The organism is Falsiroseomonas bella (genome assembly GCF_003173615.1).
Taxonomy (GTDB): Bacteria; Pseudomonadota; Alphaproteobacteria; order Acetobacterales; family Acetobacteraceae; genus Falsiroseomonas; species Falsiroseomonas bella.
In genome coordinates this window covers 367,402-391,785 of sequence record NZ_QGNA01000002.1, presented here as the reverse complement: position 1 = coordinate 391,785, position 24,384 = coordinate 367,402, and the positions used below count along the sequence as shown (strand labels likewise).

The window sequence follows — 24,384 nt, the reverse complement described above, 5'->3', positions numbered from 1 at the left end:
CGTTCAGTCCCGGCAGATGAAGGGGACGAAGCTGCTCGCGGCGCCGGCGTTCATCGCGGCGATGGTCATGACGTCAGCCAGGGCGAGTTCCTGCGGCGAGCGCGGGCAGACGTCGCGCGTCCGGCAGCCCGAGGCAAGGAAGGCATCGTGGCGCGACAGGAACTCCGCCGACAGGCCCTCGCGCCCGAAGCGCGACAGCGCCTCGGACCAGGATTGCGCATAGCGGCTGCATTTCTCCACTGTCCAGGCGCGCGCCGGCGGAGCCTGCGTCGGCGCCTGCGCGCCCGCCTGCGGCCCCAGGCACAGGAGCAGCGCGGCGAAGGCGAGACGCACCTTCATCGCGGCGAGACCGGCACGGCGACCTCGTTGCGGCGCAGCGCCGGGATGGTCCAGGGCGGGTCGTAGAACCAGGCGACGGGATCGCCGGAAGCCGTCCAGCGCGTGCGGGGTAGCGTGGCGAGCAGCTGCGCGCGGGCCTCGGCGACCGCGTCCGGATTCGGCACGCCGGAGAAGCGCAGCACGGCGACCGTCTCGCCCGGCACCTCCGCGATGGTCACCCGCGGATCGTCCGGCGCTGGCGGGTCGCGCAGCGCGGCGGGCAGGAAGAAGCGGATGCGGTAGCCATCCGCCGTCGCCTGCTGCGCGACCGGCGCGGTCATGGCGATGCGCGTCGGCTCCTGCGCGACGGGCGCGGTCATCGCGATCTTCGCGCTGCCCTGGTTGGCGCCGAAGATGTAGCGCGCGAGGCGTGAGAAGCCTTCGTTCCGCGCCGCGGCCTCGTCGGCCGAGACGGTGGTCTCGGCCGCCAGGCGCGGGGCGTAGCGCCGGATCTCGAGCCCGGCCTCGGTGCCGAGCGCGTCGAAGCGCGGCTCCTCCGTGCCGGACCTCACGCCCACCACCGAGCAGGCGGACAGCAGCAGCGTGGACGCGATGGTGGCCAGGCGGTCGAGCATCGTGTTCTCCCGCCCGGCATATGGGGGCGGATGCTCAGGCGGCCAGCGCGGCGGCGAGGCCAACCGGCGGGCTGGCCAGCGGCTTCTTGCCCTTCGCCAGCGCGACCGCGCCGGTCATGCTGGCCTGGGCCAGCGCGACGGCGCGCGCACCCTCGGCATGGGCCACGTCCGAGGCCTCGGCCACGATGCGGTGATAGCCTTCCGTGTCGCCGGCGCGAAAGGCGGCCCAGGCGCCGGGAACGAGGCGGACATCCAGCGTCGCGCCGTTGCGGGAAGCGGCCTCGGCGAAGATGGCGCGGGTGGGCTCGACGGTGGTCTCGACGGCGCAGAGCACCACGACAGTGCCGCCGCCCTTGGTCGCCTCCTCGGCCAGCGCTGCGTCCACGCGTAGCACGGGGACCGCCGCCTGCGCGCGTGCGGCGCCCGGGCCCACGGTGGAGCAGGTGAGGAGCACGGCATCCACGCCGGGCGTCGCCAGCGCTTCCAGCGCGCGCGCGGTGCGGTCGGCGATGGCGTCCGTCAGGCCGCCCGCGGCCTCGGCGTCCTTCAGCAGGTCCTCGCGCAGCGTGTGGGTCAGCGTCGCGCCGGGCGGACAGGCCGCTTCGAAGACGGCGCGGTTGCCGGCTGCGGTGTGCAGGCAGGCGATGGTCTTCATGGCGGCGCTCCTCCCTCGAACGACGAAGGGCGGCAGGTTGCCCTGCCGCCCTCCTGCCGTCGATGGTGGCGCGTGCCCCCAACCCGACCCTCCCCCGCATGCGGGGGAGGGAGCAGAGATCAGTTCCGGCTCTTGTCGACAAGCTGGTTCTTCTTGATCCAGGGCATCATGCCGCGGAGCTTCTCGCCCACTTCCTCGATCGGGTGCTCGGCGAGGCGGCGGCGCGTGGCCTTGAAGCTGGCCTGGTTCACCTTGTTCTCCAGCATCCAGTCGCGCGCGAAGCGGCCGGACTGGATGTCCTCCAGCACCTTCTTCATCTCCTTCTTCGTCTCCGCCGTGATGATGCGCGGGCCGGTGACGTATTCGCCGTACTCGGCGGTGTTGGAGATGGAGTAGTTCATGTTCGCGATGCCGCCCTCATAGATGAGGTCGACGATCAGCTTCACCTCGTGCAGGCACTCGAAATAGGCCATCTCCGGGGCGTAGCCAGCCTCGACCAGCGTCTCGAAGCCGGCCTTGATCAGCTCGACCAGGCCGCCGCAGAGCACGACCTGCTCGCCGAAGAGGTCGGTCTCGCACTCCTCCTTGAAGGTCGTCTCGATGATGCCCGAGCGGCCGCCGCCGACGGCGGAAGCGTAGCTCAGCGCGATCTCCAGCGCGTTGCCCGAGGGGTTCTGGTGGACGGCAACGAGGCAGGGCACGCCGCCGCCCTTCTGGTACTCGCCGCGCACCGTGTGGCCGGGGCCCTTCGGCGCGATCATGAACACGTCGATGTCGGGGCGCGGCTCGATCAGGTTGAAGTGCACGTTGAGGCCATGCGCGAAGGCAATGGCCGCGCCCGGCTTCAGGTTCTCATGCAGGTGATCGCGGTAGAGGTCGCCCTGCAGCTCGTCGGGCGTCAGCACCATGGTCACGTCGGCCCACTTCGCCGCCTCGGCCGGCGTCATCACCTTGAAGCCCGCGGCCTCCGCCTTCTTCCAGGACCCGCCCGGACGCAGGCCGATCACCACGTCCTTCACGCCGGAATCGCGCATGTTCATCGCATGCGCATGGCCCTGGCTGCCGAAGCCGATGACCGCGACCTTCTTGGCCTTGATCAGGTTCACATCCGCATCGCGGTCGTAGTACACGCGCATCTCTTGCGCACTCCCTCTCTGGGTCTCTGTCTCAGTCAGGCGGCGAGGCCGGCAGGCCCGCGCGCCATCGCCACGGCGCCCGTCCGCGACACTTCCGCCAGCCCGATGGGCCGCATCAGCGCGCAGAAGGCGTCGATCTTCTCGGCATTGCCGGTCATCTCGAAGATGAAGCTCTCGGTGGTGGCATCCACCACGCGGGCGCGGAAGGCATCCGCGAGGCGCAGTGCCTCCACCCGGTGCTCGCCCTTCCCCACCACCTTGATCAGCGCGAGCTCGCGCGTCAGGTGCGGGCCGTCCAGCGTCAGGTCGGAGACCTTGTGCACCGGCACCAGGCGATCGAGCTGCGCCTTGATCTGCTCGATCACCATCTCGGTCCCGGTGGTGACGATGGTGATGCGCGACAGGCGCCGCGCCTCGTCCACCGCCGCGACGGTCAGGCTCTCGATGTTGTAGCCGCGGCCGGAGAACAGGCCGATGACGCGCGCGAGCACGCCGGCTTCGTTCTCCACCAGCACCGCGATCGTCGCGGCGCGCATTTCGTTGCTGTCGGACATTGCAGGATTTCCGGCAAGGAGCGGGGGCGGGCCGCATCGCGCGGCCCACCGGGACGGGTCAGGCTGGACGGATCAGACGAGTACCTTGCCCTCGTCCGTGACCATCGCCGCGTTCCCCTCCTGGTCGGGGCCCAGGATCATCTCGTTATGCGCCGCGCCCGAGGGGATCATGGGGAAGCAGTTTTCCTTCTGGTCCACCACGATGTCGGCGATGACCGGGCGGTCGATCGCGATCATCTCCCGGATGACGCGATCGAGGTCGTCCGCCGTCTCCGCCCGCATCCCGACGCCGTGGAAGCTTTCCGCCAGCTTCACGAAGTCGGGCAGCGCCGCGCTATAGCTTTCGGAATAGCGGCCGCCATGCAGCAGTTCCTGCCACTGGCGCACCATGCCCATGTACTCGTTGTTCAGGATGAACACCTTCACCGGCAGGCGGTACTGCGCGAGCGTGGACATCTCCTGGATGTTCATCAGGATGGACGCCTCGCCGGCGATGTCGATCACCAGCGCATCGGGGTGCGCGATCTGCACGCCCATCGCCGCCGGCAGGCCGTAGCCCATCGTGCCGAGGCCGCCCGAGGTCATCCAGCGGTTCGGCTTCTCGAAGCCGAAATACTGCGCGGCCCACATCTGGTGCTGGCCGACCTCGGTGGTGATGAAGGTCTCCTTGCCGAGTTCCTTGGTGATCTCGAACAGGCGCTTCACCGCGTGCTGCGGCTTGATGATGCTGCCCTTCTGCGTGTAGCGGAGGCAATCGCGGCCGCGCCACTGGTCGATCTGGCGCCACCATGCGGCCAGCGCCTCGCGGTCCGGCTGGGTCGCGTCTTCCTTCCACGCCTCGATCAGCGCGGCGATGATGCGGCCCGCATCGCCCACGATCGGCACGTCCACCTTGACGTTCTTGTTGATCGAGGACGGGTCGATGTCGCAGTGGATCTTCTTGGACGTCGGCGCGAAGTGGCTGAGCTTGCCGGTCACGCGGTCGTCGAAGCGGGCGCCGATGTTCAGCATGACGTCGCAGCCATGCATCACGAGGTTCGCCTCGTAGGTGCCGTGCATGCCGAGCATGCCGAGGAACTGCGGATCGCTGTGCGGGAAGGCGCCGAGGCCCATCAGCGTGTTGGTGCAGGGGAAGCCCGTCATGCGGACGAACTTCGTCAGCAGCTCCGACGCTTGCGGGCCGGCATTGATCACGCCGCCGCCGGTGTAGATCACCGGCTTCTTCGCGGCCTTCAGCAGCGCCACCGCCTTGCGCACCTGCGCCATGTCCGGCTCGACCTGCGGGCGGTAGGAGCGGTGCGGCTGGTCGGCCGGCGGCGCCTCCACATAGGGCGCCTTGGTGATCAGGATGTCCTTCGGCAGGTCGATCACCACCGGGCCGGGGCGGCCGCTGCGGGCCACGTGGAACGCCTCATGCACCACGCGGGCGAGGTCGCCGCTCTTCTTGACCAGGTAGTTGTGCTTGGTCGCGGGGCGCGTGATGCCGGTGGTGTCGGCTTCCTGGAAGGCGTCGTTGCCGATCAGGTGCGTCGGCACCTGGCCGGTCAGGCAGACCACCGGGATGGAATCCATCAGCGCGTCCACCAGGCCCGTGACGGCATTCGTCGCGCCGGGGCCGGAGGTGACGAGCACCACGCCCACCTTGCCGGTGGAGCGCGCATAGCCCTCGGCCGCATGCACCGCGGCCTGCTCGTGGCGGACCAGGATGTGGCGGATGGCGTTCTGCTGGAAGATCGCGTCGTAGATCGGCAATACCGCACCGCCGGGGTAGCCGAAGATGACCTCTACGCCCTGGTCCTTCAGCGCGCGGAGGACGACCTCGGCGCCCGACATCGTCAGGGCGGCGGGCTCGGCGTGCTGGGAGGTGGCGGACATCGTCTTGCGTACTTTCCCGCGCGTGGCGCGTGTTCGATGCGCCCGGCAAGGCCGATCCTTGCCGGGGGCGGCACCCTTACGCGCCATGCCGCACTGCGTCAATCGCGCATTTCAACAAAAGCTGCGAAATATTCTAACAAACTTTTTGAATCTTGCGCGATAAGCGGCGATTTCGAATGAAAAGTCTTCGTTGCAGAAGCAGGTGCCAAGCTGTGATGGCGGAACCAGGTCGCCTGCCGCTTGGTGTACTGCCCGGTATTCAGGATCGCCCGCGCCGAGGCGGCTTCCAGCGTCATCGCGCCGCGGAGATGCGCCAGCAATTCCGGAACGCCATGCGCGCGCATCGCCGGCAGCGCCGGATCGAGCCCCTCCTCGCCCAGGGCTCGCACCTCCTCCAGCGCGCCGGCGGCCAGCATGGCGGCCCAGCGTGCCGCGATCGCCGCGCGCAGCGCCTCCCGCGGCGGATCGAGGATGACGGAAGCGAAGCGCCACGGCGCCGGCCCGGTGCCGCCCGCGCGCTGCCAATCGCGCAACCCGCGGCCGGTGCCGGTCACAACCTCATAGGCGCGGGCCAGGCGCTGGCTGTCCGAAGGGCGCAGCGCCGCCGCGGTCTCGGGATCGCGGGCGGCGAGGCGGGCGTGCAGCGCGGCCGGGCCTTCCTCGGCGAGCAGGCGCCGCGCTTCCGCGCGCGCTTCGGGCGGGATCGGGGGGATCTCGGCCAGGCCCTCGGTCAGCGCGGCGAAATACATCCCCGTCCCGCCGCAGAGGATCGGCACGCGGCCTGCCGCGCGCGCGGCCTCCATCGCCGCGAGCGCCGCGCCGCGCCACCAGGCGGCGGTGCCCGCCTCGGCCGCCCGGCGTACGCCGTAGAGCGCATGCGGCGCGCGGGCGAGGTCGGCGTCGCTCGGCCGCGCGGTGATGATCCGCAACTCGCGATAGACCTGCATGGAATCCGCGTTGATGATCTCGCCCCGCAGGCGCTCGGCGAGGTCGAGCGCGAGCGCGCTCTTGCCCGAGGCGGTGGGGCCCGCGACGAGGATCGCGGCGGGTTGCGCGGTGTCGGTCATGGTGGCACAGGGCGCGCGCCATGCCGCACATCCTGACCCTGATCGCCCAGCCGGGCGCGCTCGAGCCCGCGCTGGTCAGCCGGGCGCGCGCCGCGCTCGATGCGCTGGGCGGCGCGCCGGAAACGCCCGACTGGCTGTCGGAGGGGGAGGCCGCGGACATCCCTTTCACCGGCGCCGCCGACCAGGCGGTCGCGGCGGTTCATGCCGCGGTTGCGGGCGCGCCGGTGGATGCGATCGCGCAACCGCGCGAGGGAAGGCGCAAGGGCCTTCTCGTCGCTGACATGGACAGCACCATCGTCACCACCGAGACGCTGGACGAGATCGCGGCCTTTGCCGGGCTGAAGGACAAGATCGCCGCGATCACCGCCCGCGCGATGAATGGCGAGCTCGACTTCCGCGAGGCGCTCGTCGCCCGGGTGGCGATGCTGGAAGGGCTCGACATCTCCGCGCTGGATCGCACCTGGGCCGAGACGCCGATCATGCCAGGCGCGCGGGAACTGGTCGCGACCATGCGCGCGCATGGCGCGACATGCTGCCTCGCCTCGGGGGGCTTCACCTTTTTCACGGGGCGGGTGGCCGAGACGCTCGGGTTCCATCTGCACGTATCGAATACGCTGCTGGTGGAGGACGGCAAGCTCACCGGCCGCGTGGCGGAGCCGATCTTCGGCCGCGACGGCAAGCTCGCCACGCTGACGCGCCTGGCCAGCGAGAACGGCCTGCCGATGGAGGCGACGCTGGCGGTCGGCGACGGCGCCAACGACCTCGACATGATCCGCGCCGCGGGCCTCGGCGTGGCGTTCCGCGCGAAGCCGGCGGTGGCGGCGGCCGCGCGGGCGAAGGTGGAGCATGGCGACCTGACGGCGCTGCTATTCGCCCAGGGCTACCGGAGAGTGGAGTTCGTCAAAGGATGAGCGGCGCGGGAGGGACAATGCCCCTCCCGCACATGCTCGTTGCCCTCAGCCTGGCGCGCCGCGCTGCGGTGCGTTCAGGCGCAGCGGCACCCAGCGCTGGCCCTGCGCGCTCTCGATCAGCAGCAGGGCGGTCGCGCGGTTCTGGCGGCGCAGGCGCTCCAGGCGCTCCTGCACTTCCTCAGGCGTTCCCACGCGCTCCTGCTGGACCTCGACGATCACGTCACCGGGGCGCAGTTCGCGCTCGGCAGCCGGGCTGCCGGGCGAGACCTCGGTGATCACCACGCCGCGGCTTTCTGCGCGCAGGCTGAAGCGCTCGCGCAGTTCCGGCGTGATCGGCGCGATGCGCAGGCCAAGGCCCGAAAGCTCTGTCTGCTGCTGGCGCGGCGCCTGCTGACCGGGCTGCACCGCGGCCTGCTGCTGGTCCGAGGGCAGCTCGGCGACGGTGATCTCGACGGTGCGCTCGCGACCGTCGCGCCAGACCACCACCGGCACGCGGGTCCCGACCTGGGTCTCGGCGACGATGCGCGGCAGGTTGCGCATCTCGCGCACATCCTGGTTGTTGAAGCGCAGGATCACGTCACCGGCCTGGATGCCGCCGGCCGCTGCCGGGCCGCCTTCCTGGGCCCGTGCCACGAGAGCGCCGCGCGCGCCGTTGCGCAGGCCCAGGCTCTCCGCGATCTCGTCCGTCACCTGCTGGATGTTCACGCCGAGCCAGCCGCGCCGGACGCGACCGTCGTCGCGCAGCTGCGCCACGATGTTCTTGGCCAGGTTCGACGGGATCGAGAAGCCGATGCCGATCGAGCCGCCGGAAGGCGAGTAGATCGCCGTGTTGATGCCGACCACCTCGCCCTGCAGGTTGAACAGCGGGCCGCCGGAATTGCCGCGGTTGATCGCAGCATCGGTCTGGATGAAATCGTCATAGAGGCCCTGGCGGATGTCTCGGCCGCGCGCGGAGACGATGCCCGCCGTCACCGACCCGCCGAGGCCGAAGGGGTTTCCGATCGCCACCACCCAGTCGCCGACCTGCGCCGTGTCGCTGTCTCCGAACGGGACCGCAGGCAGCGGCCCACTGTGGCGCACCCGCAGCACCGCGAGGTCGGTGCGCGGATCGGCGCCGAGCAGCTCGGCGCGGATCGTCGTGTTGTCCTGCAGCACGACGTTGATCTCGTCCGCGCCCTCGATGACGTGGTTGTTGGTCACCACGATGCCGGAGGCGTCGATGATGAAGCCGGAGCCGAGCGACTGGCCGCGGCGCGTGGGCGGCTGCGGGCGGCCCGGCTGGCCGGGGCCCTGCGGCCGGTTGCGCTCGAGGAAGTCACGGAAGAACTCCTCGAAGGGACTGCCCGGCGGGGCCTGCGGCACTTCCGGCGCGTCGCGCCCGGCGCGGGCCTGGCCGGAGGCCTGTGTCGTCTGGATGTTCACGACCGCCGGCAACAGGCGCTGCGCCAGGGGCGCGAAGGACGAAGGCGCGCCGGGCGGCGGAATCTGCGGCGTGATCTGCTGGGCGGTCACGGCCGCCGGCGGCGCGACGGCGAACGGCAGGGCCAGCACGGCCGCAAGGGCGAGGGGAGCAAGACGCACGGGCGGGAACCTTCCCTGGCTGAATTCGGCGGGCGGCCCCGAAGCAGGGGCGGCCACTCGGTTACATTGGCACGGTCGCGACGCGACGGAAGCCTGCCGCCATGTCACGGGATGTGACGAAGCGCCACGAAGTTCGCCTGCGGCGGTCTCGTCATCCAATCGTGAGCGCCCAGGCGATCGCCAGCCCGATCACGGCGGCCGCGAGGCCGGCGCCGCGCAGCCTCGCCTCGGGCTGCGACGCCAGCGCAGCCACCAGCCGCCGCATCGCGGCGGGGGCCACGGCGTAGAGCAGGCCCTCCACGGCCAGGACGACGCCCAGCCCCGCGAGGACCTGCTCGATCCGCACGCCCGCCGCGCCGGATCAGTTCGACGCCGGGGCGGGGGCCGGCGCGGGCGCCGTACCGGCCGCGGCATCGCTTGCCGGGGCCGGCGAGGCGGGCGCGGCGGCCGGGGCGGCGGCGGGCGCGGCGCCATTCGTTGCGGCGCCGCCCGGAGCCACCTGCATGCCCTGGCGGAAGTAGCGGAAGAACTCGCCCTCCGGCGCCAGCAGCAGACGCGTGCCGCCCTCGCTGAAGGCGTCGCGATAGGCCTGCATGCTCCGCCAGAACTGGAAGAACTGCGGGTCGCGCTGGAAGGCGTCGGCAAAGATGCGGATCGCCTCCTGCTCGCCCTGGCCGCGCAGGATGTCGGCCTGGGCGTTCGCCTCGGCCAGCAGCACGGTGCGCTCGCGGTCGGCGCCGGCACGCACGCGCTGCGCAACCTCCGCACCTTCCGCGCGCGCCTCGCGCGCAACGCGCTCACGCTCGGACTGCATGCGCTGCAGGATCGCCTGCGTGTTCTCCTCCGGCAGGTCGGCGCGGCGGATGCGAACATCCACGATCTGGATGCCGAAGCGCCGCGCTTCCTCGTTCACCTGGTTCTGGATCTGGCTCATTATCCGCGCACGGTCGGTCGAAAGCACCGACAGCAGCGGCTCGTTGCCCAGCACGCGGCGAAGCGAGGAGGTGACGATCGAGTTGAGCCGCGCGCGGATCCCCGCCTCGGTCGCGCCGACGGTCTGGAAGAACAGCAGCGGATCGGTGATCCGGTAGCGGGTGAAGCTGTCCACGATCAGCCGGCGCTGGTCGCCGAGGATGACTTCCTCGCCGGGCGCGTCGAAGTCGAGCAGGCGGCGGTCGAAGGCGATCACCGACTGGATGAAGGGGATCTTGGCCTGCAGGCCCGGCTCCGTGATCACCCGGATCGGCTGACCGAACTGCGTGATCAGCACCTGCTGGGTCTGCTGCACGGTGAACAGGGTGGAGGCGACCACCACCAGCGCGACGACGGCGCCGGCCGCCAGGAACAGAACGCGGTTCATCGGGGCACCCCCGGCTGACGGCTGGACATGGCGGGGCTGGGCTGTTGCTGGAAGGCGGGCACGCCGCCGCCCTGCTGCTGCTGGCGCAGGATCTGCGGCGCCGCGGCAGCCGCGCCGCGCGCCGGGTCGTTGAGGTTCAGGAAGGGCACGACGCCCTGCAGGCCGGTATCCACGACCACGGTCGGGTTGCGGCGCAGGATCTCCTCCATCGTCTCGATGTACATCCGGCGCAGCGTCACGTCCTGCGCCGCCTGGTAGGCGGTGAGCACGCTCACGAAGCGCTGCGCCTCACCGCGGGCGCGGGCGATCTGGCTTTCGCGGACGCCCTCGGCCTCCTGCACCAGGCGCTCGGCCTCGCCGCGGGCGCGGGGGATGATGTCGTTGCGGTAGCTCTCGGCCTCGTTGCGCAGGCGCTCGCGGTCGGCATTGGCGCGCTGCACGTCGCGGAAGGCGTCCACCACCTGGGCCGGCGGGTCCACCTTCTGCAACTGCACCTGCGCGATCTCGATGCCGGCGCCATACTGGTCCATGATCGCCTGGGTGCCGCGGCGGACTTCCTGCTCGATCTGCGCGCGCGCCTCGGTCAGGGCGGGCTGGATCGGCGTGCGGCCGATGACCTCGCGCATCACGCTCTCGGCGGCGGACTTCACCGTGGCCTCGGGGTTGCGGGTGTTGAACAGGAACTCGGCGGCGTCGCGGATGCGCCAGAACACGGCGAAGTCGATGTCGATGATGTTCTCGTCGCCCGTGAGCATCATGCTCTCCTCCAGCACGTCGCGGGAGGAGACGGGGCGGCCGCTGACGGTGCCGGTGGTGCCCTCGACCGAGCCGCGGAAGCCGATGTCCACGCGATTGATGCGTGTCACGCGCGGCGTGGTGACGGACTCGATCGGCCAGGGAATGTGGTAGTTCAGGCCGGGCGGCGCCGTGCGCTCGAAGGCGCCGAAGCGCAGCACCACGCCCTGCTCGTCCGGATCCACGCGGTAGAAGCCGGAAGCCGCCCACAGCGCGACCAGCACCAGGCCGATCAGCGCGATGCCCTTGCCGCCGGTGCCGCGCGGCAGCCAGCGCCGCACCGCGTCCTGCGCCTGGCGAATCACGTCATCAAGGTCAGGCCCCGGCCCACGGCCACCACCGCCCCCGCCACCGGAGGGCGGTTGCGGCGCGCCCCAGGGACCACCCGGCCTCGGGTTGCCCCACGGGCTTGGTCCGCCGCTGTTGTTCCACGCCATGGGTCTACCCGGCCTCCTTCTCTTCCGGCTGTTCTTGCCGCATTGCCGCCCCGCCGCACAGGGAGGGGTGCAGCCTTCGCGCCGACGGTCCATATGGGGCTGCGCGGACCGGCGCGACAGGGCGTTGCCGGGCACCCGGTCGCCGCGCCATCCGACCCGACCACGCCCGCGACCGGCTGGCGGGCCGTCGCGACGCCGCGGATATCGAGGCTTTCGAAGGGATTTTCAAGCGATGAGCGAAACGCTGGAGGGGGCGATCCGGTCGGCGCTGCGGGCTGTCCGCGACCCGGCGAGCGGGCGCGACGTGGTCGAGGCCGGCATGATCGAGGGCCTGACGGTGCGCGACGGCATGGTGCAACTCGCGCTGCAGGTGCCGCGCGAGCGGGCGCGCGATTCGGAGCCGCTGCGCGCTGCCGCCGAGCGTGCCGTGGCCGGCGTGAAGGGCGTGATCTCGGCCACCGTGGTGCTCACCGCGCATCGCGCCGCGGCGCCGCAGCCGGCCGCCGCGCCCGGCCGGCCGGCCGGCGGCCCCGCGGGCAAGGCGGGCGGGCCGGGCACCGGGCCGATGCTGCTGCCCGATGTCGGCGCGATCGTCGCCGTCGCCTCCGGCAAGGGCGGCGTCGGGAAGTCCACCACGGCGGTGAACCTGGCGGTGGCGCTGGCCTCCCAGGGTCTCAAGGTCGGGCTGCTGGATGCCGACATCTACGGCCCCTCGCTGCCGCAGATGCTCGGCACGCGGGAGCGCCCGCGCGCCGAGGGGCAGCGCATCATCCCGCTGCAGCGCTGGGGGCTGACCGCCATGTCCATCGGCTTCCTGGTGGAGGCCGAGACCGCGATGATCTGGCGCGGCCCGATGGTGATGGGCGCGCTCGAGCAGATGATGGGCCAGGTCGAGTGGGGGCCCCTCGACATCATGGTGGTGGACATGCCGCCGGGCACCGGCGACGCTCAGCTGACCATGAGCCAGCGCGTGCCGCTGGCCGGCGCGGTCATCGTCTCCACGCCGCAGGACGTGGCGCTGATCGATGCGCGGCGCGGCGTGAAGATGTTCGAGAAGGTGGGCGTCCCGGTGCTCGGGCTGATCGAGAACATGAGCTACTATTGCTGCCCGAATTGCGGCCATCGGGCGGAGCTGTTCGGCCATGGCGGTGCGCGCGCCGAGGCCGAGCGGCTGGGCGTGGAGTTCCTGGGCGAGCTGCCGCTGAAGCTGGCGATCCGCGAGCTGGCCGATGCCGGCACCCCGATCGTCGCGGCGCAGCCGGAGACGGAGGAGGCAAAGGCCTATCAGCGCATCGCCACCCGGCTGCGGGAGAAGCTGGCCGAGCGCGCCAGCGGCGGCGCCGGGCCGAAGATCGTGGTGGAATAGCGCGCCGGCCGGTCAGGCCGTGCGCCGCCAGGCGGGCGGCCTGACGCGGCCGCGCCGGATGGCCAGCGTCAGCAGGACCAGGCCGGTCGCGGTGCAGACCACGAAGGCCACCAGCGAGGATTCAAGCCCGAAGCTGCCGCCCGTCAGCGCGGCCGGCCCTGCGATGGTGGCCCGGATCAGCCCCGGATCGGTGTCGCCGCCCGACACGATGCCGGAGAAGATCGCCGACTGCGTGTAGTTCCAGGCCATGTGGAAGCCCATGCTGAGCCAGAGGCGGCGCGTCAGCATGTAGGCGGCGGCGAGCAGCAGCCCGGCCTCGATGCTGATGAAGAGCGCGCCCATGACCGTGCCCGCCGGGTTGAGCAGGTGCACGAAGCCGAAGACGAGGGACGACACCACCAGCGCGACCCAGCTGCCGAAGACCTGCTCCACCGAGCGGAACAGGACGCCGCGGAACAGCAGCTCCTCGAAGATGCCGGAGCTCAGCGCCATGGCCAGCGCCGGCAGAAGGAAGCTCCAGGGGTTCAGCCCCTCGATCCGGTAGATGCCGAGGACGAGAAGCACGAGAACGCAGGCGGCGTAGAGCCCGGCCCCGATCGCAAGGCCGAGGCCGAGCTCCCGGCCCATCCCCGGCAGGGACAGCTCCTCCACGCGGCGCCGTTCCACAAGGCGGGCGAAGCCGACATAGACGGCGAGCCCCGCCGCGGTCATGCCCGCCACCCCGGCGGCCGCGGCGAGCGGCCGGCCGGAAAGGGCCAGCATCACGTCGTTGCTCATCACCAGCATGACGAAGAGGGCGGCGCCGAGCACGACCAGACGGAGTAGCGGCATCGCCAGCATCCGCGGCCCGAAGGTCGGCATGCGCGCCGTCGTTGCTGTCATGTGATCGGTCCCGGCCAACATCGCTGCGATGGTAGGATGCAAAGGCGGAACGACCAAGACGGATCCTGCAGCCGCAGCACCTATCCCAGCAGGGCGTCGGTCTCCGCCGCCACCGGCATGGCACTCGCTGCGCCCGGCCGCGTCACGGCGATGGAGGCGGCCGCGCTCGCACGCCGCATCGCGTCGCGCAGCGGCAGCCCGCGATCCAGTCCCGCGCAGAGCACCCCGCACCAGCAATCGCCGGCGCCGGTCGTGTCCACCGGCACGACCGGGAAGGCCGGCACCGCGACCTCGCCTTGGGCCGTGGCGGCGACGGTGCCGGCCTCGCCCATCGTCACGGCGACATCCACGCCGAGCGCGCCGCGCAGCGCGGGTGCCGCCGCCGCGCAGCCGAGCCGGCCGGCCAGCACCGCGGCCTCGTGCTCGTTCAGCACCAGCAGGTCGAGCGCGCGCAGCGTCACCTCCGGCAATTCGCCGGGCGGGGCGAGGTTGAGCACCACGCGGGCGCCCCGCGCCTTCGCTCGCGCGACCAGCGCCGCGATCTCCTCCGGCGGCACTTCCATCTGCAGCAGCAGGACCAAGCCGGGATGCAGCGCCGCGTCCTCGATCTGTGCGGCGCGGGCGGCGAGGTTGGCGCCGGGCGCGACGGCGATCTGGTTGCGCCCGGCGGGGTCAACGCAGATCGCGGCGCAGCCGGTTGGCTGGTCCACGACGAGGAGACGCGAAAGGTCCACGCCCGCATCGCGCAGGCCCTGCGTCGCGACCGCGGCGAAGGCGTCGCGCCCGACGCAGCCGGCGAAGGCGGTCTGCGCGCCATCGCGCGCGGCCGCAACCGCCTGGTTGGCGCCCTTGCCGCCGGGGAAGCTGCGCACGCCCTCGCCCAACACCGTGACGCCGGGTGCGGGCAGCTGCGGCACCGGGAAGACCAGGTCCGCATTGGCGGAGCCGAAGACGATCACGCTCATGGGCGGGGCTCCGCGAACATGCCCCCTGCCCTCGCGCGCTCGTAGAGGGTGGCGATCAGCGCCTCGAACACCGGCGCGACCTTCCGGGCAGGGTCCATCCGCCCGTAGGTCTGCGGCTCGCTGACGCCCTCGGCGCGCCAATGGCCGGTGCCGATCACGCCCTGCAGGAAGCCCTGGGCGCGGTCGCAGGCCATGGCGAAGCGGGCGGCGGCGGTCTCGCCTTCCTCGAACTCCTCCCAAAGCGCCCGCATGCGCGCGCCGAGATCGGGCGGCAGGCGGGCGAAGACGACATCGGCCGCGGCCTTCTCGCGCTCCGCCTGGGTCAGCACATGCGCCTCGTCATAGGCGAAGGTGTCGCCGGCCTCGACCTCGACCAGGTCATGCGCCGCGATCATCGCGAGCACATGGCCGAGTTCGGGCGGGTCCGCGACCTCGCCATGCAGCAGCAGCGCCACCAGCGCGACGTTCCAGCAATGCTCGGCGGAGTTCTCCTGCCGCGCGGCGCCATCCGGGCCGACGGTGCGGCCGCGCCGCTCGACATGCTTGAGGCGGTCGGCGAGCGCCAGGAAGTCGATCACCGCGGCGATGCGATCGGGGGTCATGCGGCGGTCCAGCGTCCGACGAGGAAACCGATCAGGGCCGCGAGGCCGAGCAGCGCCACGACCTCGCCGAACAGCGCATGGGCCAGCGGCAGGCCGATGGTGACCAGCAGCACGAGCAGCGCCACCTTCCACCAGCGCGCCAGCCAGGCCGGGGCGCGCCCCTTCCCTGCTGCTGGCCGGCGCGTGCCCTGGCGGGCGCGCGGCTTGGCGGTCGCGCTACTCGCCACGCCCCAGCGCGTCCATCAGCTCGCGCCATTCGCGCTTGGACAGGCCCGAGCCTTCCTGCGCCACCTGCTCGCCCGCGACCATCCGCTGCACGATCGCCAGCATCTGCGCCGAGAAAGTGACGGCGCCGAGGCGGTAGTCGCGGAAGGCCGCGGCGGCCATCGGCACCCAGGCTTCGACGCTGGTCATCATCGCCTCCGCATAGGCGCGGATCTCGTATTGCGCATGGGCGTCGGCGCGCAGCGAGAGGAAGTGGAACAGGTTGTGCAGGTCCGTCTTCCAGTACCACTGCGTATAGGCGTTGAGCGTCAGGTTCATCCGCGCGAGCTCGCGCGCCAGGCCGTGGCGGGACGGATCGAGCGGGCTGCCCTGGTCGTCCTCGTTCAGCATCTCGAGGTAGTGGTCGTAGTTCCGCGTCGCGTCTTCACGCAGCAGGTCGAGCACGCGGGCGGCCTCCGGCCCGTCCAGCACGGCGCCGCGGCCCTGGCGGTTCACGGCGGATTGCGCGGCCAGGTGCTCCGGCGCCGGGATGTAGAACTCGCGGTCCAGGATGGAGTAGCGGGCGCTGTACTCGTTCACATTGGCGGTGCGATGGCGGATCCACTGCCGCGCGACGAAGATCGGCAGCTTCACATGGTACTTGATCTCGCACATCTCGAAGGGGGTCGAGTGGCGGTGGCGCATCAGGTAGCGGATCAGTCCGCGATCCTCGTTCGCCGCGCGCGTGCCGCGGCCGTAGGAGACGCGAGCGGCCTGCACGATGGCGGCGTCGTCGCCCATGTAGTCCACGACGCGGACGAAGCCGTGGTCCAGCACCGGGGTTGCCTGGAACAGCATGGCTTCCAGGGCGGGCACGGTGGGTCGGCGCGTCGCGGCCGTGGCGCCGCGCGCGACCTCGATCTCCTGCTGCTGCTCGGCGGTCAGCGCCATGCCCGGTCCCCCTGGAAGCGGGACTTCCTACCGGATACCCCTCGATTCCGGTAGCGGGACCGCCTATATGCGTCGGTGCCGGCTTGCCGGCTATGGCGATAAACACGACTCGGCATAAGCGTTGCGGACCCGGGGGCAGTGCCCGGCGCCTCCACCATCCTTCCCCGGCTTGTCGGCCGGTCTGGCAAGGGGGCGAAACAGGCTCGACGCGCGTGGTAAAGGGGTCGCTTTTGCCCGGCATTGTACCGCCGTTATCGGGCTAAAACCTAAGTGCGAACGACAACAGCCGCGAGGCTGTCGCACTCGCTGCCTAACACTAGGTAAGCGCGGCTCGGGGGGCGCCGGGCAACAGAAGCCCCCCACTTTCCTTCCGATTTGCGGAAGGAAAGTGGGTTTTTTATTTTGCCCTCAGACGCCGGGCGGCCGCATCCGCGGCCTTGGCTTCGCGCCACTCGGCGCGGGCCGCATTCGCGGCCTCGGCGCGCAGTGCGCGCCGCGTCTTTTTGGTGCCCTCAGACGCCGGGCGGTCGCATCCGCGGCCTTGGCTTCGCGCCACTCGGCGCGGGCCGCATTCGCGGCCTCGGCGCGCAGTGCGCGCCGCCACTTCCCAAAGCACCAGCGCCCGCATGAAGGCACAGGCGACCCTGGCTGATGTCGCGCGTAGCCGGCGCTCAGCCGATCAGGAGTTGGTCGCCCAAAGATGGCGGGCCGCCCCTTTTCCCGACCTGCTGCGCCGCTTATGGTCGAGGCACCAGGGAAGCCTTCATGAGCGACGACGCGAGCCCCGCCCAAAGCCTGATCCCCTATGAGCGCTGGACCGACGATGCGCTGCGGGAAGTGGTCGCGCGCGCCCTGGAATTGGCGGCCAGCGAAGGCCTGCCGGGCGAGCACCACTACTACATCACCTTCCGCACCGATCATCCGCAGGTGAAGCTGCCCGGCCACCTCAAGGCCCGCTACCCGCAGGAGATGACGATCGTCCTGCAGCACCAGTTCGAGGCGCTGACGGTGGACCGCGCCAGGCAGCTCTTCAGCGTGCGGCTCTATTTCGGGGGCGTGCCGGCCACGCTGGTGATCCCCTTCTCCGCGCTGACCGGCTTCGCCGATCCGGCCGTGCGATTCGGCCTCCGCTTCCAGCCGACCATGGAAGCTGCCGCCGAGCCGGAGCCCGAAGCGGCGCCGGAGGTCCCCGCCGCGGCGCCCGAGGCGCCGGCCCAGGTGGTGAGCCTCGACGCCTTCCGCCGCCGCCCCGCGCGCGAATAGCCCCCAAGATTGGCGGGCCGGCCCGGCTGGGCTAGGACCGCGGGCGGAAGGCCGCTGCCCGCGGAGAAGATCAGCATGACCGCACCGCTCGACGTCGTCAGCCCGGTGACCGCCCCCGCGCGGCCGTCCGGGTTCAACTACAGCCCGATGTTCCCCCTCGGCGCCGACCCGACGCCGTATCGCAAGCTCGCCATCGAAGGCGTCTCCACCGCGCAGTGCGACGGGCGGACGGTGCTGAAGGTGAAGCCGCAGGCGCTGGAACAGCTCGCCTTCGCCGCCTGCAAGGACGTCTCGCACCTGTTGCGCCCGGGGCACCTGCAGCAGCTGGCCAACATCCTGAAGGACCCGGAGGCCAGCGCGAACGACCGCTTCGTGGCGCTCGACCTGCTGAAGAACGCCAATATCGCCGCAGGCGGCGTGCTGCCGATGTGCCAGGACACCGGCACCGCGATCGTCTTCGGCAAGAAGGGCCAGCGCGTCTGGATCGAGGGCGACGAGGAGGAGGCGCTGGGCTACGGCGTCCACCGCACCTACACCGAGACCAACCTGCGCTATTCCCAGATGGCGCCGCTGACCATGTGGGACGAGAAGAACACCGGCAACAACCTGCCGGTCGAGTTCTCCATCATGGCTGCGCCCGGCGACCACCACGCCGACGAGCTGCACCTGATGTTCGTGCTGAAGGGCGGCGGCAGCGCCAACAAGACCTTCCTTTTCCAGCAGACGCGCGCGGTGCTGTCGAAGGAGAAGCTGCTCAAGTTCCTCGAGGACAAGATCAAGTCGCTCGGCACCTCCGCCTGCCCGCCCTATCACCTGGCCATCGTGATCGGCGGCACCTCGGCGGAGATGAACCTCAAGACGGTGAAGCTGGCGTCCACGCGCTACCTCGACGCGCTGCCGACGGCGGGCAGCATCGCCGGCCACGCCTTCCGCGACGTCGAGTTCGAGCAGGAGGTCCACAAGCTCACCCAGAACCTCGGCATCGGCGCGCAGTTCGGCGGCAAGTATTTTTGTCACGATGTCCGCGTCATCCGCCTGCCGCGGCATGGCGCGTCGCTGCCGATCGGCATCGGCGTCTCCTGCTCCGCCGACCGCCAGATCAAGGCGAAGATCACGCCCGAAGGCGTCTTCCTCGAGCAGCTCGAGCACGAGCCGGCGCACTACCTGCCGGAGCACACCGACGAGATCCTCGGCGGGGAAGTCGTGAAGATCGACCTGACGCGGCCGATGAGCGAGATCCGCGCGACGCTGTCGAAGTATCCGGTGAAGACGCGCGTGTCGCTGACCGGCCCGATGGTGGTCGCGCGCGACATCGCCCATGCCAAGCTGCAGGAGCGGCTGGATGCCGGGCAGGGCCTGCCCGACTACATCAAGAACCATCCGGTCTACTACGCCGGCCCCGCCAAGACGCCGACCGGCATGGCCACCGGCAGCTTCGGCCCGACCACCGCCGGCCGCATGGACAGCTATGTCGAGGCCTTCCAGAAGGCGGGCGGCAGCTTCGTGATGCTGGCCAAGGGCAATCGCAGCAAGGCCGTGCTGAACGCCTGCAAGACCTATGGCGGCTTCTACCTGGGCAGCGTCGGCGGCCCCGCCGCGCGCCTGGCACAGGACTGCATCAAGAAGGTCGAGGTGCTGGAATACCCTGAGCTCGGCATGGAGGCCGTCTGGCGCATCGAGGTCGAGGATTTTCCGGCCTTCATCGTCGTGGACGACAAGGGGAACGATTTCTACGAGGGGCTCGAGTAGCTCCACCGTCGCCCCTCCCCTCTCCCCCCTGACGGGGGGAGAGGGAGAGCGGGTCACCGCGGCCGGATCTCGATGGCCTGCACTTCCTCATCGGCGCGCGCCTGGAAGGTCAGGCTGGCGGTGCCGGCATTCACCGAGCGCAGCACGCCGACGCCGATGATCAGCGCGTCGTCGGACGCCGTCTTGACCAATGAAGCGAGTTGGCGCGCGCGGTCGGTGTCGTCGAGAGTGCCGCGGGCGCGCTGGATCAGCGCGTCCATCTCCGGCGTGCCGGCGCCGGTGAAGTTCAGCGCGCCGAGGCCCGGCACGATGCGCGGCCGATGCAGCTGCGAGCCGATGAGGTAGGAGGTCTCGCCGGTCAATGAGCCGAAGACCGTGACGAAGACGCCGTAGTCGCGCCGGTTGCGCCGCGGCAGGAAGGTGGCCTGCGGCACCACCTCGACCGTCGTGCGGATGCCGATGCGCGTCCAGGCCGCGGCGATCGCCTGGCAGATGCGGGGCGTCCGGTTGGGCGAGCAGAACAGGTTCACCCCGAAGCCCTGGCCCCAGCCGGCCTCGTTCAGCAGGGCGCGCGCGGCGTCCAGGTTGGCCGCCGGCACCGGGCGGTCGGCGATGGCGCCGAAGATGAAGGGCGGCACCGGCTGGTCGGTGGGATCGGCAAAGCCCTCCATGATGGTGCGCGCGATGCCCTCGCGGTTCAGCGCCAGCGACATGGCGCGGCGCACGCGCACATCCTTCATCGGGTTGCGCCCGCCCGCCTCGATGCCCGGCGCGTCGTCGCGCTCGACATCGGGGTAGATGTTGACAGCATAGATCGAGGGGCCGGCGAAGAGCGCGAAGCGGCGGTCGCCCTGGATGCGGCCGGTGTCCTGCAAGGGCACGTTGTTGACGAAGTCCACATCGCCCGCCAGCAGCGCGCCGACGCGCGCCGCGTCGTTGGGGATCGGGGTGAAGCTGACCGTCTCCCACGGCACGCTGCCGCCCCACCAGGTCTCGTTCCGGCGCAGCACCAGCGGGCTGTTGGTCTGCCAGTTGCCGAGGCGGAAGGGGCCGGTGCCGATCGCGGCGCGGCCGGAGTTGAACTCCGGATTGCCGAGATCGGCGACGGAGCGCGGCACGATGAAGATCTGCGTCAGGTTGGTGGGCAGGATCGGCGTCGGGCCGCTGGTGCGGATGCGGAAGGTCAGGTCGTCGATCACCTCCACGCCCGTCACGCCGGCCAGGTAGATCGTGTAGGGGTTCGGGTTGCCGGGCACGTTCGGCACGCGCTGGAAGCTGGCCGCCACATCGGCCGAGGTGAGCGGCGAGCCGTCATGGAACTTCACCCCGGGGCGCAGCCGGAACTCCCAGGTCGTGTCGTCCACCACGCGCCAGGATTCCGCGAGGCCGGGCTGCAGCGCCATGGACGCGTCACGCGCCACCAGCGTGTCGTAGATGTTCCGCAGCGCGCCGGTGTTCGAAAGGTTCAGCAGCCAGTGCGGATCAAGCGTGCTGGGCGGCGATTGCATGCCGATGCGCAGCGTCTGCGCCACCGCGGGCAGCCCCGCGAGCAGCGATGCGCCCAGGGCGAGGCCTGTGAGAAGGCGGGTGGCGCGGCGCATGGGCTGGGCTCCTTCGGGCGGTGCGGCAATCAGACTGCCACCATGTCTCGCGCCTTGCCCACCCTTCCTGTCGCGCCGGGGCTGCGATATGGCGTCGTCATGGCCCGCCAGCACATCTCGTCCGGCAGCCGCTTCGAGGCGGAGATCGGCTATTCCCGCGCGGTGGTGCAGGATGGCTGGGTCTTCGTCTCCGGCACCACCGGCTACGACTACGCCACCATGACCATCGCGCCGGACGTGGTGGCACAGTGCGAGCAGGCATTCCGCAACATGGACGCCGCGCTGCGCCAGGCGGGCGCGGGCATGGACGACATCGTCCGCGCCACCTTCATCCTGCCCGACCGCGCCGACTGGCCGCCCTGCTGGCCGGTGGTGAAGCGCTGGCTCGGCGGGGCGCGGCCGGCGGCCACCATGCTGGTCGCCGGGCTGCAGTCCGAGGCCATGCGGATCGAGATCGAGGTGACGGCGCGGCTGCGCGCGACGGAAGGGGAAAGCTGAGCATGCGCTTCGCCGTGGACCGCCTGGACCACCTGGTCATCACCTGCCGCGACGTGGAGATCAGCGCCGGCTGGTACCAGCGCGTGCTGGGCATGGAGCGGGAGGAGTTCGGCACGGGCGAGCGCCGCACGGCGCTGAAGTTCGGCGGGCAGAAGATCAACCTCCGCCCGCACACCGCGACGCAGGAGGCGTGGTTCAGCTCCGTCACGGCGCTGCCGGGCACGCAGGATCTCTGCTTCGTCGTCACCGTCCCGCCCGAGCAGGTGGTGGAGCACCTGCAGGGCATCGGCGTCGCGGTGGAGCTCGGCCCGGTGGCGAAGCAGGGCGCGCTTGGCCCGATCCGTTCGGTCTATTGCCGCGATCCCGACGGCAACCTGATCGAGATTGCCAGCTACGGCGACGCCCTGCCCGTCTGATCAGCGTGGGCGGAAATCGGCCGCCCGCATCCGGCCGATCTCCGCCAGCAGCAGCGGCCAGAGCCGCAGCCCCTCGTCCAGCGAGGACAGGCGGAAGAACTCGTTCGGCGCATGCGCGTCCTCGTCCGGGCTCGCCAGGCCGAACATCAGGCTGTCCATGCCGAGACGTTCCTGGAACATCGTCGTGATCGGCACCGTGCCGCCAAGCCGCGTCACCGCGGGCTCGCCCCCCTTCTCCCGCCGCAGCACAGCGGCGGCGGCGGCGCGCAGCGGATGGTCGGCACCCAGCGTGTAGGCGCGCGTGCCGCCGGGCCGGTACTGAAAGTCCAGCGCAACGCCTTTCGGCGCGTGCCGCTCCAGATGCGCCTTCACCGCCGCCTGCGCCGCCGCCGGGTCCTGGCCGGGCACGAGGCGCATGGTGAGCTTGGCATGCGCCTCGGCCGGGGTGACGGTCTTGCCGCCCTCGCCGGTGTAGCCGCCCCACATGCCGTTGACCTCGACGGTCGGGCGCAGCGTGGTCCGTTCCCGCACGGTGTAGGCCGGGTCGCCGAAGGGCGTGGCGCCGAATTGCGCATACCAGGCGGCCTCGTCCAGCGGCAGCGACGCCGCCTCCATACGCAGCGCATTGGTGACGGGCGTCGCCCCGGCCTCGAAGCCTTCGACCATGACGCGCCCCTGCTCGTCATGGAGCGTGGCTATCAGCCGAGCCATCTCGTGCAGCGCGTTACGCAGCGCGCCGCCGACCTTGCCCGAATGCGCGTCCTTGCTGGCGGTGCGCAGGCTGAATTGCAGCGAAGCGATGCCACGGCAGCCGATGTTGAGCACCGGCGCCTTCCCCGCGGCGCCGCCGCCATCGGCCGAGAGCATGGCATCGGCGGCGAGCAGGTCGCGGTTCGCTTCGATCAGCGCGGGCAGGCTCGGGCTGCCGACCTCCTCCTCGCCTTCCAGGAACACCTTGACGTTGACGGGACAGCCGCCCTCCACGGCCAGGAAGGCGGCGACCGTCTCGATCGCGATGGTGGTCGAGCCCTTCACGTCGGAAGCGCCGCGCGCATAGATCCGGCCGTCGCGGATGGTCGGCTCGAAGGGCGGGGAGTGCCACAGCTCCAGCGGATCGGCCGGCTGCACGTCGTAATGGCCGTAGATCATGATGGTCGGCTTGTCCGGCCCGGCGCCGGTCCAGGCGCCGAACACCGCCGGCTGGCCGCCCGGCGCGTCCAGCAGGCGCACATCCTCGAGGCCGATGGCGCGCAGCCGCGCGAGCAGGAACTCGCGCGCGCCGCGCATCCCTTCGGCGAAGGCCGCATCGGTGCTGACGGAAGGGAAGCGGATCAGCGTCAGCAGGCGCTCGAGGATCGCTTCGCGCTGTTCCAGCAGCCGCGTGATGACGCGCTCGCTCATTCCGGCAACTCCCAGGCTTGCACTGGCCGACCCGGGCGCCAGCGGGCTGGGCGCAAGCCCGTGCCCGCCCGCCGCGGCGCATGCCGGGTTATGGTGTCGGTATCCTTTACAGATGATCCGCCCATAGTGCGAGAGGCGGCGCTGTTTTCCGGCGCGAGACGCCCGCATGGCCCTGCTTGCGCCCCGCGCCCGTGGCCATGCGGGCGAAGCCGCAACTTCCAGGCGAATACTGCAGCACGAGAGATCGGTTCTGGTTGGTGATTTGGAAATTCGCCGCGCTTGCCACCGGCGATTGCACCGCGACTGTCAGGATTCCTTACATGGCCGCCGCGCTGTCACCCATCCAGGCACGCAAGGTATTGTATGCAAATGGACGAATTTGTTCGGCACACTTCGTGCACCGTCCGCCAACGGGCTTGGCGCGCACGCCCGGTCCACAACCATTGGGAGAGCTGCAAGATGCACTGGCTCACAAGGGGAATCGTCGTCGCCGCAGCGACCATCGGGATGTCGTTCGGCGCCATGGCTGCCCAGCTCAACGGCACCTTCACCATCGACGTCTACCGGGGCAATGGCGGGGGCACCATCACTTCGCCAGGCGTCCAGGCCGTGGACACGAACCCGCTGATCACGGGCACGCCCTACGCCACTGTGATCTATACGGGCGACATTGACTTCTTCCTGCCGAGCAACGGGACGAACACGATCGCCGCGTTTCTCGATTCCGGCACCGGCAGCTACGTCCCGAGCGGCGGTGACCTGAACGTCCAACTCAGCAGCGGGGGCTTCTTGCAGACCACGGTGCTGAACATCTTCGGCACGACCGCAAGCAAGATCCAGGGCATCATCACCCATGACGACGGCATCGGCCTGTATCAGGGTGGGTCGCTGGTCACGCCGCTCGCGAGCACCGAGCCGACGACACCGATCGGAACGAACTACACGCTCAACGTCGGCAACTTCCAGCTGGTCTATGTCGCGGCGAACAACCTGCCGGAGCAGCTGAACATGACCGCCAGCCCAGTCCCGGGGGAACCTGTGCCGGAGCCGGTCAGCATCGCCCTGTTCGGGATGGGGCTGCTCGGCATGGCGGGGCTGCGCCGCTACGGCATGGGTCCGCGCCGCTAGCCTGTCGAAAAGGGATGGCCCGGCGGGCCATCCC

At 70.8% G+C, this 24,384-nt stretch carries 25 protein-coding genes and 1 other RNA gene; 8 read left to right on the top strand and 18 right to left on the bottom strand.

The genetic code is table 11. The features are described 5' to 3' along the window. Positions 1 to 3: 3 nt before the first annotated feature. The 7 genes from DFH01_RS10145 to miaA form a co-directional block, all read right to left on the bottom strand. On the bottom strand, positions 4 to 339 hold the full coding sequence (locus DFH01_RS10145; protein ID WP_109870321.1) for a hypothetical protein: 336 nt from the start codon (positions 337 to 339) through the stop codon (positions 4 to 6). Further along, positions 336 to 953, bottom strand: a complete 618-nt coding sequence (locus tag DFH01_RS10140; RefSeq protein ID WP_109870808.1) for an SOUL family heme-binding protein — start codon at positions 951 to 953, stop codon at positions 336 to 338. Before DFH01_RS10140 ends, DFH01_RS10145 begins: the two co-directional genes overlap by 4 nt. A 34-nt stretch (positions 954 to 987) precedes the next feature. Further along, positions 988 to 1,608 (bottom strand): aspartate/glutamate racemase family protein, encoded by a 621-nt coding sequence (locus tag DFH01_RS10135; RefSeq protein ID WP_109870320.1) that lies wholly within the window; start codon positions 1,606 to 1,608, stop codon positions 988 to 990. 119 nt (positions 1,609 to 1,727) lie between these two features. Next, a complete protein-coding gene (gene ilvC, locus DFH01_RS10130) occupies positions 1,728 to 2,744 on the bottom strand; it encodes a ketol-acid reductoisomerase (protein ID WP_109870319.1) in 1,017 nt (338 codons plus the stop codon). 35 nt (positions 2,745 to 2,779) lie between these two features. Beyond that, positions 2,780 to 3,298 carry an acetolactate synthase small subunit gene (gene ilvN / locus DFH01_RS10125; protein ID WP_109870318.1) on the bottom strand — a complete coding sequence of 173 codons (519 nt, stop codon included), beginning with the start codon at positions 3,296 to 3,298 and terminating at the stop codon, positions 2,780 to 2,782. A 72-nt stretch (positions 3,299 to 3,370) separates the two neighbouring features. Then, entirely contained in the window at positions 3,371 to 5,173 is a 1,803-nt protein-coding gene (locus DFH01_RS10120) for an acetolactate synthase 3 large subunit (protein WP_199231190.1), read from the bottom strand. A gap of 98 nt (positions 5,174 to 5,271) precedes the next feature. Further along, on the bottom strand, positions 5,272 to 6,240 hold the full coding sequence (gene miaA, locus DFH01_RS10115) for a tRNA (adenosine(37)-N6)-dimethylallyltransferase MiaA (RefSeq protein WP_109870317.1): 969 nt from the start codon (positions 6,238 to 6,240) through the stop codon (positions 5,272 to 5,274). A 20-nt stretch (positions 6,241 to 6,260) separates the two neighbouring features. Between miaA and serB the strand changes: the two genes are divergently transcribed. Continuing rightward, positions 6,261 to 7,151, top strand: a complete 891-nt coding sequence (gene serB / locus DFH01_RS10110) for a phosphoserine phosphatase SerB (RefSeq protein ID WP_109870316.1) — start codon at positions 6,261 to 6,263, stop codon at positions 7,149 to 7,151. Positions 7,152 to 7,196: 45 nt separating this feature from the next. Here serB and DFH01_RS10105 read toward each other — a convergent pair whose 3' ends face one another. The 4 genes from DFH01_RS10105 to hflK all read right to left on the bottom strand — a co-directional run bounded on the left by DFH01_RS10105 (position 7,197) and on the right by hflK (position 11,192). After that, the gene (locus tag DFH01_RS10105; protein WP_109870315.1) at positions 7,197 to 8,732 is read right to left on the bottom strand and encodes a DegQ family serine endoprotease; all 1,536 of its coding nucleotides are present in this window, start codon (positions 8,730 to 8,732) and stop codon (positions 7,197 to 7,199) included. Positions 8,733 to 8,883: 151 nt separating this feature from the next. Further along, a complete protein-coding gene (locus tag DFH01_RS10100) occupies positions 8,884 to 9,078 on the bottom strand; it encodes a DUF2065 domain-containing protein (protein ID WP_109870314.1) in 195 nt (64 codons plus the stop codon). A gap of 15 nt (positions 9,079 to 9,093) precedes the next feature. Beyond that, positions 9,094 to 10,092 (bottom strand): protease modulator HflC, encoded by a 999-nt coding sequence (gene hflC / locus DFH01_RS10095; RefSeq protein ID WP_109870313.1) that lies wholly within the window; start codon positions 10,090 to 10,092, stop codon positions 9,094 to 9,096. After that, positions 10,089 to 11,192, bottom strand: a complete 1,104-nt coding sequence (hflK, locus tag DFH01_RS10090) for an FtsH protease activity modulator HflK (protein ID WP_442899695.1) — start codon at positions 11,190 to 11,192, stop codon at positions 10,089 to 10,091. Before hflK ends, hflC begins: the two co-directional genes overlap by 4 nt. Before the next feature lie 364 nt (positions 11,193 to 11,556). Here hflK and DFH01_RS10085 point away from each other — a divergent pair, with 364 nt between their 5' ends. Beyond that, positions 11,557 to 12,690 carry an Mrp/NBP35 family ATP-binding protein gene (locus tag DFH01_RS10085; protein ID WP_109870311.1) on the top strand — a complete coding sequence of 378 codons (1,134 nt, stop codon included), beginning with the start codon at positions 11,557 to 11,559 and terminating at the stop codon, positions 12,688 to 12,690. Between the two features lie 12 nt (positions 12,691 to 12,702). Here DFH01_RS10085 and DFH01_RS10080 read toward each other — a convergent pair whose 3' ends face one another. The 5 genes from DFH01_RS10080 to thyX form a co-directional block, all read right to left on the bottom strand. Next, complete coding sequence (locus DFH01_RS10080; RefSeq protein ID WP_109870310.1) at positions 12,703 to 13,572, bottom strand: CPBP family intramembrane glutamic endopeptidase; 870 nt, start codon at positions 13,570 to 13,572, stop codon at positions 12,703 to 12,705. Positions 13,573 to 13,652: 80 nt separating this feature from the next. Next, positions 13,653 to 14,537 carry a ribokinase gene (locus DFH01_RS10075; protein ID WP_109870309.1) on the bottom strand — a complete coding sequence of 295 codons (885 nt, stop codon included), beginning with the start codon at positions 14,535 to 14,537 and terminating at the stop codon, positions 13,653 to 13,655. Next, positions 14,534 to 15,139, bottom strand: a complete 606-nt coding sequence (locus tag DFH01_RS10070; RefSeq protein WP_109870308.1) for an HD domain-containing protein — start codon at positions 15,137 to 15,139, stop codon at positions 14,534 to 14,536. Before DFH01_RS10070 ends, DFH01_RS10075 begins: the two co-directional genes overlap by 4 nt. Continuing rightward, the gene (locus DFH01_RS10065; RefSeq protein WP_109870307.1) at positions 15,136 to 15,366 is read right to left on the bottom strand and encodes a hypothetical protein; all 231 of its coding nucleotides are present in this window, start codon (positions 15,364 to 15,366) and stop codon (positions 15,136 to 15,138) included. The genes DFH01_RS10070 and DFH01_RS10065 overlap by 4 nt, the downstream gene beginning before the upstream one ends. After that, positions 15,356 to 16,294: an FAD-dependent thymidylate synthase gene (thyX, locus tag DFH01_RS10060; protein ID WP_109870306.1), complete on the bottom strand. Its 939-nt coding sequence runs from the start codon at positions 16,292 to 16,294 to the stop codon at positions 15,356 to 15,358. Before thyX ends, DFH01_RS10065 begins: the two co-directional genes overlap by 11 nt. Positions 16,295 to 16,331: 37 nt before the next feature. On the opposite strand from thyX, the gene ssrA reads away from it, so the two are divergent. From ssrA to DFH01_RS10045, 3 genes are all read left to right on the top strand, one after another. Beyond that, positions 16,332 to 16,658: a transfer-messenger RNA gene (gene ssrA / locus DFH01_RS10055) on the top strand. Positions 16,659 to 17,059: 401 nt separating this feature from the next. Further along, on the top strand, positions 17,060 to 17,557 hold the full coding sequence (locus DFH01_RS10050) for an SspB family protein (protein WP_109870305.1): 498 nt from the start codon (positions 17,060 to 17,062) through the stop codon (positions 17,555 to 17,557). A gap of 75 nt (positions 17,558 to 17,632) precedes the next feature. Continuing rightward, positions 17,633 to 19,306, top strand: coding sequence for a fumarate hydratase (locus tag DFH01_RS10045; protein WP_109870304.1), 1,674 nt, complete (start codon positions 17,633 to 17,635; stop codon positions 19,304 to 19,306). A 53-nt stretch (positions 19,307 to 19,359) separates the two neighbouring features. Here the strand turns inward: DFH01_RS10045 and DFH01_RS10040 are convergent, their stop codons facing one another. Further along, on the bottom strand, positions 19,360 to 20,907 hold the full coding sequence (locus tag DFH01_RS10040) for an ABC transporter substrate-binding protein (protein WP_109870303.1): 1,548 nt from the start codon (positions 20,905 to 20,907) through the stop codon (positions 19,360 to 19,362). Between the two features lie 54 nt (positions 20,908 to 20,961). On the opposite strand from DFH01_RS10040, the gene DFH01_RS10035 reads away from it, so the two are divergent. Continuing rightward, the gene (locus tag DFH01_RS10035) at positions 20,962 to 21,405 is read left to right on the top strand and encodes a RidA family protein (RefSeq protein ID WP_233256059.1); all 444 of its coding nucleotides are present in this window, start codon (positions 20,962 to 20,964) and stop codon (positions 21,403 to 21,405) included. Positions 21,406 to 21,407: 2 nt separating this feature from the next. After that, positions 21,408 to 21,821, top strand: a complete 414-nt coding sequence (locus tag DFH01_RS10030; protein WP_109870301.1) for a VOC family protein — start codon at positions 21,408 to 21,410, stop codon at positions 21,819 to 21,821. Here the strand turns inward: DFH01_RS10030 and DFH01_RS10025 are convergent, their stop codons facing one another. Next, complete coding sequence (locus DFH01_RS10025; RefSeq protein WP_109870300.1) at positions 21,822 to 23,222, bottom strand: dipeptidase; 1,401 nt, start codon at positions 23,220 to 23,222, stop codon at positions 21,822 to 21,824. 459 nt (positions 23,223 to 23,681) lie between these two features. On the opposite strand from DFH01_RS10025, the gene DFH01_RS10020 reads away from it, so the two are divergent. After that, entirely contained in the window at positions 23,682 to 24,350 is a 669-nt protein-coding gene (locus DFH01_RS10020) for a PEP-CTERM sorting domain-containing protein (RefSeq protein ID WP_158287693.1), read from the top strand. Positions 24,351 to 24,384 lie beyond the last annotated feature (34 nt).